Annotated in this window: 9 protein-coding genes and 1 pseudogene; 7 read left to right on the top strand and 3 right to left on the bottom strand. The window is 67.1% G+C overall.

The genetic code is table 11. From position 1 onward, the window contains the following. Nucleotides 1-17: 17 nt before the first annotated feature. On the bottom strand, nt 18-965 hold the full coding sequence (locus tag AKJ09_RS51905) for an NAD-dependent epimerase/dehydratase family protein (RefSeq protein WP_146655293.1): 948 nt from the start codon (nt 963-965) through the stop codon (nt 18-20). A 167-nt stretch (nt 966-1,132) separates the two neighbouring features. Between AKJ09_RS51905 and AKJ09_RS51900 the strand changes: the two genes are divergently transcribed. Together AKJ09_RS51900 and AKJ09_RS51895 are read left to right on the top strand one after the other, a co-directional pair. Further along, entirely contained in the window at nt 1,133-2,764 is a 1,632-nt protein-coding gene (locus AKJ09_RS51900; RefSeq protein ID WP_240488916.1) for a benzoate-CoA ligase family protein, read from the top strand. A gap of 2 nt (nt 2,765-2,766) precedes the next feature. Next, nucleotides 2,767-3,525 carry a creatininase family protein gene (locus tag AKJ09_RS51895; RefSeq protein ID WP_240488915.1) on the top strand — a complete coding sequence of 253 codons (759 nt, stop codon included), beginning with the start codon at nt 2,767-2,769 and terminating at the stop codon, nt 3,523-3,525. Here the strand turns inward: AKJ09_RS51895 and AKJ09_RS51890 are convergent. Together AKJ09_RS51890 and AKJ09_RS51885 are read right to left on the bottom strand one after the other, a co-directional pair. After that, the gene (locus tag AKJ09_RS51890) at nt 3,522-4,061 is read right to left on the bottom strand and encodes a DoxX family protein (RefSeq protein ID WP_146655291.1); all 540 of its coding nucleotides are present in this window, start codon (nt 4,059-4,061) and stop codon (nt 3,522-3,524) included. The genes AKJ09_RS51895 and AKJ09_RS51890 overlap by 4 nt on opposite strands. A 78-nt stretch (nt 4,062-4,139) precedes the next feature. Beyond that, complete coding sequence (locus AKJ09_RS51885; protein ID WP_146655290.1) at nt 4,140-4,934, bottom strand: cysteine hydrolase family protein; 795 nt, start codon at nt 4,932-4,934, stop codon at nt 4,140-4,142. A gap of 239 nt (nt 4,935-5,173) precedes the next feature. On the opposite strand from AKJ09_RS51885, the gene AKJ09_RS51880 reads away from it, so the two are divergent. The 5 genes and pseudogenes from AKJ09_RS51880 (at nt 5,174) to AKJ09_RS56515 (ending at nt 14,444) form a co-directional block, all read left to right on the top strand. Further along, nucleotides 5,174-6,961 (top strand): 1-acyl-sn-glycerol-3-phosphate acyltransferase, encoded by a 1,788-nt coding sequence (locus tag AKJ09_RS51880; RefSeq protein WP_146655289.1) that lies wholly within the window; start codon nt 5,174-5,176, stop codon nt 6,959-6,961. A gap of 75 nt (nt 6,962-7,036) precedes the next feature. Continuing rightward, entirely contained in the window at nt 7,037-8,995 is a 1,959-nt protein-coding gene (locus AKJ09_RS51875) for a 30S ribosomal protein S1 (RefSeq protein WP_169928700.1), read from the top strand. Next, entirely contained in the window at nt 8,971-9,132 is a 162-nt protein-coding gene (locus tag AKJ09_RS51870; protein WP_169928699.1) for a hypothetical protein, read from the top strand. The genes AKJ09_RS51875 and AKJ09_RS51870 overlap by 25 nt, the downstream gene beginning before the upstream one ends. A gap of 222 nt (nt 9,133-9,354) precedes the next feature. Continuing rightward, nucleotides 9,355-13,968, top strand: a pseudogene (locus AKJ09_RS51865) (DUF4011 domain-containing protein); the annotation flags it as partial. Then, nucleotides 13,923-14,444 (top strand): hypothetical protein, encoded by a 522-nt coding sequence (locus tag AKJ09_RS56515; RefSeq protein WP_420814299.1) that lies wholly within the window; start codon nt 13,923-13,925, stop codon nt 14,442-14,444. The pseudogene AKJ09_RS51865 and the gene AKJ09_RS56515, both read left to right, overlap by 46 nt. Nucleotides 14,445-14,505 lie beyond the last annotated feature (61 nt).

Below are 14,505 nucleotides of genomic sequence, written 5' to 3'. Positions count from 1 at the left end.
GGCGCGAGGGCAGTTGCTCAGCGCTTGGCGCGGAGCTGGGCCAGCGTCTTCGAGATGGCCTCGTCGTAGCTCGTTCGCGGAACGCTGCCGAGTAGCTCGGTGAGCGCCGTGTCGTCGAGCAAGACCGGCTTCGTGTGCAGGTAGCTCATCTCGACGAGCTCACGCATCATCGGGCTGACGAGCCCCATGACGCGCAGCGTGTTGCGGCCCGCGACCATCGCTTTGAACTTGTGATGCGTTGCGCCGTAGATGCGCTCGGCGAGATCCCGCTGCGACGTCACGCCCGAGCCGGCGAAGTTGAAGGCGCGGCCGCGGGCCTTCGGCTCCTGCGCGAGGGTGACGAGGAGCTTGCCGACATCCGGGACGAACGCGAACTGATGCGGTGTGTCGATCGGCCCGACCATCGTGGCGCGGCTGCCCTTGAGCGCGGCCTTGAAGACGCCGTCGAGGAAGCTCTTCTCCGCGCCGGGGCCGACGAAGTCGGGCACGCGCAGGATGGTTGCTTCGATGCGTCCTTGCTTGTCGGCCTCGAGGAGCACGTCCTCCTGCTCCTTGCGTTTGCGTCCCTTGAACGTGTGGGGATCGCGCGGGTGCTCCTCGCGGACGGTGGCCGTTCGCGGAATGCCGTAAGGGTATACGGTGCCGAGAAGGACGATGCGGCGCACACCGGCGGCCACGGCTCCCTCGATGGTGCGACGCATCAGATCCGGGTGGAGCTCGAACTTGTCGTAGTCGACGCCCACCACATAGATGATGGTGTCGATGCCGTCGGCGGCGGCCACGACGCTGTGCGTCTCGTACGGATCCCAGGTCATGATCTGGGCGAGCGGATCGTTGCCGAAGGCGGCGTCGAGCGCGGCGCGGGAACGACCGATGACGCGGTAAGGCTCGTTCTTGGCGCGGATCGCCGCGGCCACACTCTTCCCCACCGCTCCCGTTGCTCCGAAGACCGCGATTCTTCCCATCGACGAATTCTCGTAACACGACGCGTCCAAGCTGCGCCTCTTCGTCGTCGAACCGGTCGAGCTCGGGCAGACCCAGGCAGGTCCAGGCGGGGCCAGGCGGGCCAGGCGAGGTTCGTGCCGGCGGCCTCTCTTGCGCGCCCGGCCTGGTGGCAGGTAAACCCGTTGACGTGATCTCGCTGCCCGACGATCTCAGCCTGGCCCGTTATTTCCTCTACGACCGCCTGGAGGAGGGGCTCGGCAGCAAGGCAGCCGTCCTCTTCGGCGAGCGACGTTGGACGTACGACGAAGTCGCCAGCAAGTCGCGCCGCATGGCGGGCCTGTTCGCGGCGCACGGGATTCGTCGCGGTGAACGTGTGCTCATCGTGCTCCCCGACGCGCCGCCGTTCGCCTGGACGTTCTTCGGCGTGCTCACGCGCGGTGCGGTCGTGGCGATGGGCAATCCCAACGCGCCCGAAGAGAACCTCGCGTATCTCGTCGCCTACACTCGTGCCACGGCGATCGTGACCGTGCCGGAGGTGGCCGAGAAGCTCCGTCCCATCGTCGAGCGTCACGACAGCGAGGTCCTCGCGATGTTCGTCGTGCCGGACGTGGCGACGGGGGACGATCCCGAAAAGCCGGTTCCCATGGCCTTCGGCGGCAAGGTGATCGAGCTCGCTCCGGCGCTCGCCAAGGCCCCCGAAGCCCCGGTCACCAAGGTTCATCGCGATGAGCCGGCGATCTGGCTCTTCACGAGCGGCTCGACGGGCGAGCCCAAGGCGAACGTCCACACAGGGCGAGACTTCGCCTTCAACACCGAGGTCTACGCGAAGAAGACGGTGGGCTACCGCGAGAGCGACGTCACGGTGAGCGTGCCGCGCCTCTTCTTCGGCTACGCGACGGGGACGAACCTGATGTTTCCGTTCGCGGTCGGCGCAACGGCCGGCCTCTTCAGCGAGCGCCCCACGCCGGAGAGCCTGGCCAACGCAATTGCGATGTACAAGCCCACGGTCGTCACCAACGTCCCGACCATGCTCGGCAAGCTCCTCGAGTACGACGCGGAGCTCGAGGCCGCAGGCAAACCGCGCCTGAATCTGTCGAGCATCCGCTTCTCGCTCTCCGCGGGCGAGGCGCTTCCCGGCCCGCTGCTCGCGCGCTGGCAGGCGCGCTTCGCGAGCGACGTCTACGACGGCATCGGCTCGGCCGAGATGTTCCACATCTATGCGTCGAATCGTCCTGGCGACGTGAAGATCGGGTCGCTCGGCAAGGTGGTCGAGGGCTACGAGCTTCGCGTCCTGCCCGAAGAGGCCGAAGGGGCGGGGGCCACGCCCTGCGCGCCCGGTGAAATCGGCGTGCTCTGGGTGAAGGGTGACAGCGTCAGCCAGGGGTACTGGCTCGATCGCGACAAGTCCTTCCGCACCTTCCACGGCCACTGGTGCCGGACCGGCGATCTCTTCCACATGGACGCTCAGGGCTACCTCTACTTCGCAGGCCGCGCGGACGACCTGCTGAAGGTCGGCGGCCAGTGGGTCGCGCCGCTCGAAGTGGAAGAGTGCATGCTCGAGCACGGTGCGGTCGCCGCCGTTGCCGTCATCGGCATCGAAGACGAAGGCCTGACCAAGACGAAGGCGTTCGTCGTCCTCCGTGCCGGGCACGCCGCCCATCCGGACCTCGCCGTACAGCTCCAGGAGCACGTGCGAACGACGCTTGCGAAATACAAGTATCCACGCGTCGTGGAGTTCGTGGAGGACTTGCCGAAGAACGATCGCGGCAAGGTCGACAAGAAGGCGCTTCGCGCGCAGCACGCACGAGTGGGGAGCTGAACGTGGCCCGTCTTCTCGCGAAGCTCACCTACGAAGAAGTCTCGGCGCTCGTGGCGACCGGTCGTGCGGTGGCCATCGTTCCCGTGGGAAGCGTCGAGCCGCATGGTCCGCACCTTCCGCTCCACACCGACACGCTCATCAGCGAGACGTGCGCGGTGCGCGCGGCCGAGGCGCTCGACAGGGCAGGGAAGCACGCGGTGGTTGCGCCGTCCGTGCCTTACGGTGTGACGGACTATGCGAGCGGATTCGCCGGCGCCATCGGCGTTCCCGCGGCGGCGCTCACGGCGATGCTCCGTGGAATCGCCGAGCGGCTCCTCGCGACCGGCTTCGCCCACGTGTGCTTCGTCAACAACCACCTCGAGCCGGCCCACGACGCCGCTGTTCGCGCGTCGATCGCCGAGCTGCCGGAAGGCGCGGCGACGGTTGCGTGTCCGCTGACGCGCCGCTGGGGACGAACGCTCTCGGACGAATTCAAGCGAGGCGATTGCCACGCAGGTCGCTACGAGACGTCCCTCGTGCTCGCGGCAGGCGGTTCCGTGCAGAATGCCTTTGCCGAGCTGCCGACCTTGACGATGAGCCTCTCGGAAGGCATTCGCGCCGGGAAGACGACCTTCGCCGAACTCGGCATGTCACGCGCCTATACGGGCGCGCCTCGCGAGGCCACCGCGACCGAAGGCGACGAGCTGTACGAAAAGCTCGTCACCATGGTCGTGACGGAGGTCGAAGAGGCCCTCGCCAAGCGCGCGCCTCGCCAGCCCTAACTCACGACGAGTTCGCGCCGGGAGCCGCGCGCGAGGCTCTGGTCGACCGAGCCGCGGCCTCCGCCGAGGAGGAAGGCGACGAGGGAGAGACCGATCGCGAGCAGGTGATACTCGAAGCCTTCGCCTCGCTGCTGACCGTACCAGTTCATGAAGAAGCCGTACTGCGCGTGCACCGTCACGATGGCGCCGCACATGATGCAGAGAATTCCGACCGCGGCGACTCGCGTGAACGCACCGACGATGAGTGCGACCGACGAGAGGAACTCGACCATGATGACGAGCCCGGCAAGCGCACCGGGGATGTGAACTTGGGTCGTGAAGTAGTTGTACGTTCCGCTCAGGCCATAGCCGCCGAACCAACCGAAGACCTTCTGCGCGGCGTGCGGGAACACCACGATGCCGAGCGTGAGCCTCGCGACCGTTGCGGCGAGCGAGGCTTCGGTGGCGACCATGCGCTGCAGGCGCGAGGGCTCGTAGAGCGTGGCCGTGCGCGTGACGACGACATCGTCGGGACCCAGCGTGTCGGTGGCGGACATGGTTGACCTCCTCGTCATGCCCGCCCGAAGAAAAGCGGGTCGTGGACGCAGGCCATTCACGCGGCGTGCCCGAGCGAGTCAGGCTTGCGCGTCGAGGCGTTCGAGCCGGGCTTTGCGAGCTGGCCCGAACGGAGCCATCGTGTTCATGGTGCCGACCGCGGAGAGCTCGAGCTCCGGCGCCGAGCCCGCCTGCGAATCGAGCGGCACCTCGATGGCGTAGCCCTGCTGCATCGCGTCCGTCGCGGTGGCCATGAGGCCGATCTCGGTCAGGCAGCCGGTCAGGACGAGCGTGTCGATCCGTAGGTCGTCCAGCGTGCGTCCGAGCTCGCTCTGGAAGAACGCGCTGTAGCTCGGCTTCTTCACCACCGCCTCGCCGGTCCTCGGTGCGAGCTCGCTCCAGATCTCCGTTCCCGCGGTGCCCTTGACGGCATGCGCTCCCCACGCGTCGAGATCCGGATCGTCGGGCTCGTGCTCGTCGACGACGTAGATGATCGGAATACCGGAAGCGCGGGCTTCGTCGAGCCGCGTGCGGAGCGCCTGCACGATGGCGCGGGCGCGTGGAACCTCGAGGAGCGCGCCCGGCTTCAGGTGGTCGTTGATCATGTCGATCACGACGACGGCGCGTCGCGGCGCTCGCCGGCCGGCGATGGTCTCGAGGATCCGAGACCGCACCGAGGGGGGCGGCTCGACCGGCGCCTCGGCGAGCCCGAGTACGGCGACGGTCTCACGAACCGATCGGACGCCTTCGCGGAGCCCGGGCGGAGCGAGCATGAGGATGCCGTCTTCGACGCGTTCCGGACGCGCGGCGAGCGCAAACGCTGCAAGCTCGGCAAGTTGCTCCTCCGCGTTCGGTGCGTCCTTCGGATCGCTCATCGCTTGTTCCCGCTGACTCTCTCCCAGCTCGCGCGGCCCCGCAATGGACTACGCGGGGGCGGCCGTTTCGGATCGCCGGTTCCGCTCGCCGGGCGAAGCTGCAATCGAGGATCCCAGTCGTTGCCTTGGTTACAGTATTGCTGGAATCCGGGCAGTCTCTGGCCGGAACGGACGGCGCCGAGCCCGCGAGACGCCCGCGTCGCTTTACCTAGCGAGTGATTGCGAGGTTTGATGGCGTCGTGAGTGCTCCCATTTTCGACTTCAACGCGGCTCGGTCTTCGATCGTCGACGAGGTCGTCAATCGCATCTGCGCGCAGACGAAGGACCCGCTTCACACGCTGAACGAAGCGGCCTACCTCGAGACGCGCCGCCTGCAGCACGACGGCGGAGCCGAACACACGGAATGGCGGCAGCTGGCCGCCCAGCTCGGCCGGCTCACCGACCACGAGCTCCGCGAGCGATTGCGGGGTTACGCCCAGCGATACGCATGGGACGTGGCGGGGAATTTCGACCGACGCGTCTACAAATTCGCGTCGCGAGCGATGGCGCCGCTCCTCGGGGCTCTGCTTTCCCCGCGTTCGACGATCCGGCACATCCACGAGTCGCTCGACCTCACGGCCCTCGATAGCCGCATCGTCGTCCAGGGGCCGCGCGAGCACATTCGGAAGCTCACCGAGATCGGCACGGTCGTGTACGTGCCGACCCACCTGTCGAACCTCGATTCCGTCGTTTTCGGGTTCGCGCTCGAGCGCGCGGGGCTCCCGCCGGCCGTCTACGGCGCGGGGAAGAACCTCTTCACGAACCCCGTTCTCAGCTACTTCATGCACAACCTCGGCGCCTATCGCGTCGATCGGCGCCTTCGTCACGCGCTGTACAAGGACGTGCTCAAGACCTACTCCGCGGTGCTCATTGAGCGGGGCTATCACTCGCTCTTCTTCCCGGGCGGCACGCGCTCGCGTTCGGGCGGCGTCGAGCGCAAGTTGAAGCTTGGGCTCGCCGGCACGGGCCTCGAGGCGTTCGTGCGCACCACGGTGCGCGGGCGCACGCAGAAGGTCTTCTTCGTCCCGGCGACCATCAACTACTTGCTCACGCTCGAGGCCGAGACCCTCATCGACGACTTCCTCCAGGAGGAAGGCAAGGCCCGCTATCTCATCGAAGACGACGAATCGACGCGCATCGGGCGCGTGGCGGCGTTCTCGCAGAAGCTGCTCGGGCTCGACGGCGCGTGCGTGATTCGCTTCTCGCGCCCGCTCGATTGCTTCGGCAACTTCGTCGACGACGAGGGCATCAGCCACGACGAGCGCGGTCGCGAGGTCGACGCAACGTCCTACATCGTCGGCCGGGACGGGAAGCCGGCCGTCGATCACACGCGTGACGTGGAGTACACGCGCGAGCTCGGTGAGCGGGTGGTCGACGCCTTCCGTAAGGACACCGTCGTCATGGCGACACACATCGTCGCGGCATGCGCTTTTGCGCGTCTTCGGCGTGCGGTCGGCGAGGCTGACCTGTTCTCCGTGCTTCGCCACCGTGACGACGTCACCGTTCGTCGTGCCGAGCTTGCGGAGGACGTGGACGCCATGCTCGACAAGCTCAACAGCTTGGAGGAGCGGGGAGAGATCGTGGTCGCGCCCACCGTCAAGGGAAAGCGTGGCGAGGAAGTGCTTTCCGACGCGCTCCGAGCATTCGCGGGCTATCACTCCCAACCCGTGCTTTCGCCACGGGGAAGCGAGCTCGTCCTTCGCGACACCCGATTGCTCTTCTACTACCAAAATCGCCTCGCAGCGCACGGCTTGGCCTTCGACGCGTTGGCACCAAAGGGCAGCCCGTCGCGCTCCGTGACGCGGCCGCCAATGCCGGCTGTTTCGAGCGTTGAACGTGGCGTTGCGGCGGCGGGCGCGTCGTCTGTCGCCCCTCCGGCATCGGACGGGGCGGGGGATGCGGCGCGGCTCGCCATACCTCCTTCACCGGAAACGAGCGCAGCGAGCGCGACCGCGCAGTCGTCATCGCTTCCGATCGTTTCTTCCTGAGCATTTCTGAGGTGGCGCGCACCGCTTTCAATGCGCTATCGTGCGCCGCGCCGACGCCTCTTCGCGCATTACGTCATGACCCAAACGGACCACGCAGACGAAACCTCGCCGAAGCCGACCGACAACGCCGCGCCCAACACCTCGGGTGCAAGCGAAGCCGGAACGAGCGGTAGCCAAACGACCTCCGCCACGACCAGCGAGGGAGCGGTGACGTCTACGTCCGCCTCTTCTTCGCCGAGCTCGGGTGGCGCTGACACGTCCGCCGACGCGGCCGCTTCCTCCGGTGATACCGGGGCAGACGGCGACGACGGCGACGAGGGAGATGCCGAAGAAGGCGCCGCCGAAGGCGGAGCGCAGGCGGGCACCGAAGGTGCACCCGCCAAGCGCAAGCGCCGTCGCCGTCGCAAGAAGAAGCCTGCCGGTGAAGGCGTTCAAGCCGAAGGCCAGGCGCCCGGCGAGGGCGCAGCTGCCGAAGGCGGAGCCGAGGGCCAGACCGGCGCTCGTCCGCCGAAGCAGAAGAAGGAGCGCCCCGAGCGCGAGCGTCCTGCGTTCAACGTGGGCGACGTCGTCTTCGGCAAGGTGATCGAGTTCACCGAAGACGCGCTCTTCGTCGACCTCGCCGGCAAGGCGAAGGCGATCTTCGACCTCCGCGAGCTCCTCATCACCGAGGACGAGGCCGAGGAGTACAACCGCGCGCACACGGCCGATCGCAAGGAAGCCCAGGAAGCGGGCGAAGAAGCGCTCAGCTCCACGAGCGTCGCGGTCGTTAGCGAAGCCGAAGCGGAAGCGGAAGCTGCGGCGGAAGCAACGGCTGCTGAGGCAGCGCCTGCTGCGGAAGCTCCGGCCGAAGTTGCGGCCGCGCCCACTGCCGAAGCCGCCGAAGCGGCTCCCGCGGCGGACGACAAGGCTCCGCAGCTCCCGCGCGTCATCCTCGAGCCGGGCGCGCCCTTCGTTGGTCTCGTCCACAACGACGGAGGCCGTGGTGGTCTCGTCGTCCTCACGCACCACCCGAAGCGTCTCTCGAAGGCCAAGCGACTCGTCGCCGACGCCTCGAAGAGCGGCGCCCTCGTGTTCGGTCTCGTGACCGGCACGATCAAGGGCGGCGTCGAAGTCGATGTCGACGGCCTCCGCGCGTTCGCGCCGGCCTCGCACGTCGAGCTCCGTCCGGGCGCGGACCTCTCGCACCTCGTCGGAAAGCGCCTGCCGTTCTCGGTCACGCAGTACGCGAAGCGCGGCCGTGACGTCGTTCTCTCCCGCCGCGCGCTCCTCGAGGGCGAGGCCAAGGAGAAGCGCGACGAGGCGCTCAAGAAGCTCGAAATGGGCGCTGTCGTCGAAGGCGTTGTCCGCACGGTCGTTCCGTTCGGCGCGTTCATCGACGTCGGCGGCGTGGAAGGCCTCGTCCCGCTCAGCGAGATGAGCCACAACCGCGCCGACCAGCCCAAGGACGTCTTCAAGGTCGGCGAAACGCAGAAGGTGAAGATCCTTCGCGTCGACGAGAAGGGAAAGCTCTGGCTCTCCCGCCGCGCGGCCATCGAAGATCCCTGGGGTCAGGTTGCCTCGAAGTACGCGCAGGGCACGAAGCACACCGGCAAGGTGGCTCGCCTCCAGCCCTTCGGCGCGTTCATCGAGCTCGAGTCGGGCATCGACGGCCTCATCCACACCGCGGATCTCTCGGTCAAGCGCATCGAGCACCCCGAGGAAGTGGTCAAGGTCGGCGACGAGATCGAAGTGGTCGTCGCGAGCGTCGACTCGCGTCAGCACCGCATCGCTCTCCACCCGGCGCCCACCGGCGAAGCGGCGAACGAGGCGCCCCAGCGCGTCCAGCTCCACAAGACCGTGAAGGTCGTCGTGGTCGCCGTCGAAACGGGCGGTCTCACGGTTCGCGTCCTCGGCGCCACGGGCCGCAACGCCCGCGGCTTCGTCAGCGCCTCCGCCACCGGCACCCCCGCGGAACCGAGCTTCGCAAGCTCTTCCCCGTGGGCAAGGAGCTCGAGGCGAAGATCATCGAGATGGATCCTCGCCGCGGCGAGCTGAAGCTCTCGGTCAAGGCGCTCAACGAAGAGACCGAGCGCAACGCGTACCAGCAGTACCGCGCGCAGGTGAAGCGCGAGGCGAAGTTCGGCACGTTCGCCGACCTCCTCGCCAAGCGCAACACGACCTCCGAGAAGTAATTCTCTCGTTCGGGTGAGATGAAGCGGCGGAGGCCTCGCGGTCTTCGCCGTTTCTCATTTTGTTTCGCGTTCCGCGATTCGCTTTGCGATTCGCGTTGGCGGTTGGCGGTTGGCGGTTGGCGGTTGGCGGTTGGCTCGATGTGGAGCGAAGCGCTTTTCGGGAGCTCGCGGGGCGGATAGCGTCGTCGCCGCGTCCGCGTCGGTGGACGCGGAAGTTCTCCCATGACGCAGCCCCTTGTTTCGCCCGCCGAGTCTCCTGTCACCCATGAAGACAACTTCACCGTCGGGTCGGTCCAAGGGGGGGCCGACGCGGTCCTCGCGGAGCTGCGAACGCGACTCCTCGACCTGACGCTGCTCAACCGGCTGCTGAATTTCAAGCAAACGTCGCCACGCGTCGTGCGCTTCGTCGACGAGCTCCCCGATCAGCTTTTCTCGCGGCTCGGTGACGGCGACGAGCTCGAGGTCGTTCCCGTCCCGTTGCCGCCGTCGAACCATGCGCTCCTCGCCGGCGCCGGCGCGTCCCTGGGCAAGGATCGCCAGCGTGCGGCCGAGGCGTATGCCGCCGAGGTGGGCATCGCCACCTCGTTCGACGTTCCGGAGCCGGCCGAGGGCAAAAAGCCGGACGCAAAGCACTCCGACTCCGCGATTCAGTCGCTCTTGTTTCCCTCCGATCTCGAGCGGTCATTGACGGCGATCGCGGCGGACGCACGAACGGCCGTGGAAGAGAAGGGAAGCGAGATTCTGTATCTCGTCTTCGGTTTTCTCGAATGGTTCGAAAGTCAGGATTCGCCGAAATCGATTCTCGCGCCGCTCGTGATGCTGCCCGTCAAGCTGCGGAAAGGCGAGCCGGATCGGAAGACCGGGGCTTATCGGTTTTATCTCTCGGCACTCGAACAAGACATCCTTTCGAACATCTCGCTGCAGGAGAAGCTTCGTCGGGATTTCGGACTGACCATTCCCGACCTCGACGACGAGGAGCTCCCCGAAGCCTATTTCGAGCGATTGGCGAAAACGGTCCCGCTGCCACCGCGTTGGCAGATTCGCCGCCAGATCTCCCTTGGGCTGCTGTCGTTTAGCAAGCTCCTCATGTATCGCGACCTGGATCCTCGGAATTGGCCGGAGGGTAACGGTCCCGCGGATCATCCACGACTCCTCGAGCTCATTGGTGGCGCAGTCGCGGGCGAGCCGTCCGGTGATCGCGAATACGCACACGAATACGACTTCGAGAAAACCATCGATGCAGGCGGACCCCCCGTGGTGCCGCCGATCGTCCTCGACGCAGACAGCTCGCAACACAGCGCCATCGTCGATGCGATGATGGGAAAGAATCTCGTCATCGAAGGCCCTCCAGGGACGGGCAAGTCGCAAACGATTGCCAACTTGATCGTCGCAGCGCTCGGTGAGGGAAAGTCCGTCCTCTTCGTCGCCGAGAAGCAAACGGCGCTCGAGGTGGTCCACCGCCGCCTCGAAAAGCTTGGCCTAGGCCAGTTCTGCCTCGAGCTGCACAGCGACAAGGCGCAGAAGAGTCGCGTTCTCGACGATGTGCGTCGTCGTCGTGAGACGCGCGGCACCTTTCGCCCGCCGACCCAGTTGGACGAATGCATCCGCGTCCAGCGAGACGCTCGTGCGCGGCTGAACGACTATGCGAACGTCCTGAATCGTCGCGTGGGGCAGCTCGGCTGGACGATTCACGAGCTGCTTTGGGGAACGCAGCGTCGTCGCGAGAAGCTCGGGGCTCATGCATCGACCTGGGATGCCATCGGCTTCGACGGCGTCGAGAACCTGGCATTGGGCGGCTACGAGGCGTTCCGCGCCGCGGCAAGCGATTTCGGAACCAGCCTCGCCGACGTACGCCGTGGCGAGGCTTCGCTCGCCGCGCATCCTTTCTGGGGCGTCTGGCCGAACGATCCGCGCTCCGATCTCGCGCCCGATCTCCTTCGCCACCTCGAAGCTCTCGAGCGCGCGGTAGGTGAAGCCGAGGCGCTCCGTGCCTCGCTGGTGGAGCGTCTCGGCGGCGACGTTCCCGAGGACCCGACGTCGCTCGCGGCATGGCTCGCTCGGTTGCAGTTCCTTGGGCAGGCGGCGCAAGGCGCCGTCGTCTCGTCGGCCTCTGCGCTCGTGCAGCCGGTCGTGCGCGAGGAGCTCGCGGCATGGTCGCGTGGCCTCGCCGCGTTCCGACAGCGCCGGGCGATGATCTTCGCGCGGCTGCCGTCGCCTGCGGCGCTGAACGCCCTTCGCGCTCCGACGTTCGAGCCGTTTGCCTTCCTCCGTCCCGAGGTGCGAACCGACGGCGTCACGCACCTCGTCGCGTTGACGAACGACCTCGCGACCCGCTTGCAGCGGGCGGACGGGCTCGTCGATGCGGTCGCGCGATGGCTCGGCGAATCCATGTTGCCGCGTACGCTCGCCGTCGTGGCAATGCTCGCCGAGCTCTTCGACCTCGCGCGTTCGGCCCCGTTCCAAGTGCTCGCCTATCGGGCGCCGACGACCGATGCGCAGCTTCCGCTCATCGACGGCGCGGCGCGACGAGTCGCGGAGCTGCGCGCCGAGCGTGCTGCGCTCGCGCAGTCCTTCCACCTCGATTTGCTGCCTGCGGATCCGGCGGTGCTCGAGCGGCACGCCGCGACGTGCGCGACGACCGGCGCGCTCTCGTTCTTGAGCGGTGACTACCGCGAGGCAAAGCGCGTCTACGCGCTGCTCTCGCGTGTGCCTGCGCGCCCGGCAGATCCGCAGATGGCCGATGCGTTCCGCGCGCTCGGAGCGCACGTGAAGAAGCTGCGCTCGTTCGAAGAGAGCCCCGAGTTGCGGCGCGCGCTCGGGCCAGCGTTCCAGGCGCTCGAGACGAACTTCGAAGCGATTCATGCCGCGCGCTCGTGGCAGGCTCGCGCGGAGTCCTTCGCGCATCGCCATGCCCACATTTCGCCGCGCCTCGTGGGGCTCGGCATGGCGCACGATGCACGCCTGCGAGACCTCGCCGTTCTCGCTTCCCATGCCGACGTCGAGATGCCGTCGCTGGCATCGCACGTCGACGCGGTGCTGCGAAACCGCCAGGACGTTCGTATCGACGGCGCCACCACCGTTGCGACCGCGCTCGAAGCACTCTCCCAACTGCGCTCGGCCGTCGTCGCTCTGGTCGAGGTGACGAAGCACGTCGGCCCGCAAGCGGCGCCCACGGTCGGCGTGCTTCGAGAGCTACGCGCCGAGGCCGATGCACTCGTCTCGCATGCGTCGGTGCTCGAGGCTGCGACCCTCCCCGGCGACGTTTTCGGCCCCGCGTTCCGTTCGGTCGAGGCACCACTCGACGTGCTCGAGCGGTCCGTCGCGTTCGCCGATGCGCTCGTGGCGGCCGATACGCCCGCGCCGCTGCGGGACAGCCTGCTGCGTGATGCGAGCCCTGCTGCCTTCGATGGAGTCGGGAGCGGCCTCCAGGACCTACGCACGGCGGTTGATGCCGTGCGGACGGCGGAGGCGAACTTCTCGAACACGTGGGGCGTCCGCGCGGCCGACTGGTATGGCATGGCGGGCGAGGCAGCCCTACGGATCGTTCGCGAGCGAAGCGCGCGTGCGCTCGAGCATCGCGCTCATCTCGCGCCATGGCTCGCTTACCTCCGTGCGCGTCACGCTCTCGCGCGCGCCGGCGGCGCGGCGTTTCTCGACATCGTGGAGAAGAGCTCCGCGTTCGAAGCGGACCATCTTCGGCTGGCCGCGGAGCTCGTCGTTCATTCGTCGCTCGCCCGGCGCGTGTTCGACGCGCACCCGCTGCTGCAGAATCACGACGGCATCACGCACGACGGCGTTCGCGCGAAGTTCCGCGAATACGACGTGAAGATCATCGACCTCGAACGCGAGCGTCTGGCACGTCGGATCGACGATCGCCCCGTGCCCGAGGGCATCAAGAGCAGCTCGGTAAAGGAGCGCACCGAGCTCGCGCTGCTCGATCACGAGCTCGGAAAGCAGCGGCGACATCTGCCGATCCGTCAATTGGTCAACCGCGCTGGAGGGGCCCTTCGCGCGCTCAAGCCTTGCTTCATGATGAGCCCTCGCTCGGTCGCGCAGTATCTCGAGGGCGGGCGCCACGAGTTCGACCTCGTCGTGATGGATGAGGCATCCCAGCTCCGTCCGGAGGATGCCCTCGGCGCCATTCTACGAGGCAAGCAGGTCGTGATCGTCGGCGACTCGAAGCAGCTCCCGCCGACGAGCTTCTTCTCGAGCAGCACCGATGGAGACGGCGAGCAGGAAGAGGAGTTCGTCACCGAGAACAAGGAGAGCATCCTCGATCTCGCGCGCACCACCTACCGCCCCGTTCGTCAGCTCCGCTGGCATTACCGCTCGCGTCACGGGAGCCTCATCGCGTTCTCGAACAAGGAATATTACGGGGACAACCTCGTCGTCTTCCCATCGCCGAAAGACGCCACGGAGGACCTCGGCGTGAAGTTCGTGAAGGTCGAAGACGGCCTCTACGCCGACGGTGTGAACGAACGCGAGGCCGAGCGCGTCGCCGACGCCGTGATCGAGCACCTGCGCGATCGCGTAGCGGAGTCCTTCGGTGTGGTTGCGCTCAACATTCGCCAGCAACAGCGCATCCAGCACCTGCTGGCGACGAAGCTGAAAGACGAGCCCGAGCTCCGCAAGCGCTTCGACGAAGGTGGCACCGACGGACCGTTCGTGAAGAACCTCGAGTCGGTCCAGGGCGACGAGCGCGACGTCATCTACATCTCCGTCACCTACGGTCCGAGCTCGCCGAACGGGCGCGTGGCGAAGCGCTTCGGTCCGATCAACCAGGCGAATGGCTGGCGGCGCCTCAACGTGCTCTTCAGTCGCGCCAAGAAGCGCGTCGTCGTCTTCGCGTCGTTCGAGTCGAGCAACCTGGATGCTTCGAGCACCACGACGATGGCTCGCGGCGCAGAAGATCTACGAAAGTATCTCGAGTTCGCGCGCACCGGGCGCCTGACTCATGGGCAGACCTCCGGCCGCGCGCCCGACTCCGACTTCGAAGTGGAGGTCGCCGAAGCCCTGCAGAATGCGGGCTACACGGTCGAACCCCAGGTCGGCGTCGCCGGCTACTTCGTCGATCTCGCCGTGCGCCACCCGCGCACGAGGGCGCCTTCGTTCTCGGCGTCGAGTGCGACGGCGCCGCGTATCACTCGAGCTTCTCCGCGCGCGATCGGGATCGACTCCGTCAGCAGGTTCTCGAAGGACTCGGCTGGCGCATTCATCGTATTTGGTCGACGGATTGGTTCCGCGATCCGCGCGGCCAAACCGAGCGTCTTCTCGCGGCGATCAAGCAGGCGATGGCTGACCAGACGCACTAGCGAGGCTCCGCGCATCGCATCGTGGCTCTCCCGTTGCACACCGAACGGTCATGGCTCGACG

Source organism: Labilithrix luteola (genome assembly GCF_001263205.1).
Lineage (GTDB): Bacteria > Myxococcota_A > Polyangia > Polyangiales > Polyangiaceae > Labilithrix > Labilithrix luteola.
The sequence above is the reverse complement of the archived record's forward strand: the minus strand, read 5'-3'. Positions and strand labels throughout refer to the sequence as shown.

Coding starts and splice junctions, on each gene's coding strand:
- AKJ09_RS51905 (WP_146655293.1), bottom strand. CDS start 965: ATGGGAAGAATCGCGGTCTTCGGAGCAACGGGAGCGGTGGGGAAGAGT.
- AKJ09_RS51890 (WP_146655291.1), bottom strand. CDS start 4,061: ATGTCCGCCACCGACACGCTGGGTCCCGACGATGTCGTCGTCACGCGC.
- AKJ09_RS51885 (WP_146655290.1), bottom strand. CDS start 4,934: ATGAGCGATCCGAAGGACGCACCGAACGCGGAGGAGCAACTTGCCGAG.
- AKJ09_RS51875 (WP_169928700.1), top strand. CDS start 7,037: ATGACCCAAACGGACCACGCAGACGAAACCTCGCCGAAGCCGACCGAC.
- AKJ09_RS51870 (WP_169928699.1), top strand. CDS start 8,971: ATGGATCCTCGCCGCGGCGAGCTGAAGCTCTCGGTCAAGGCGCTCAAC.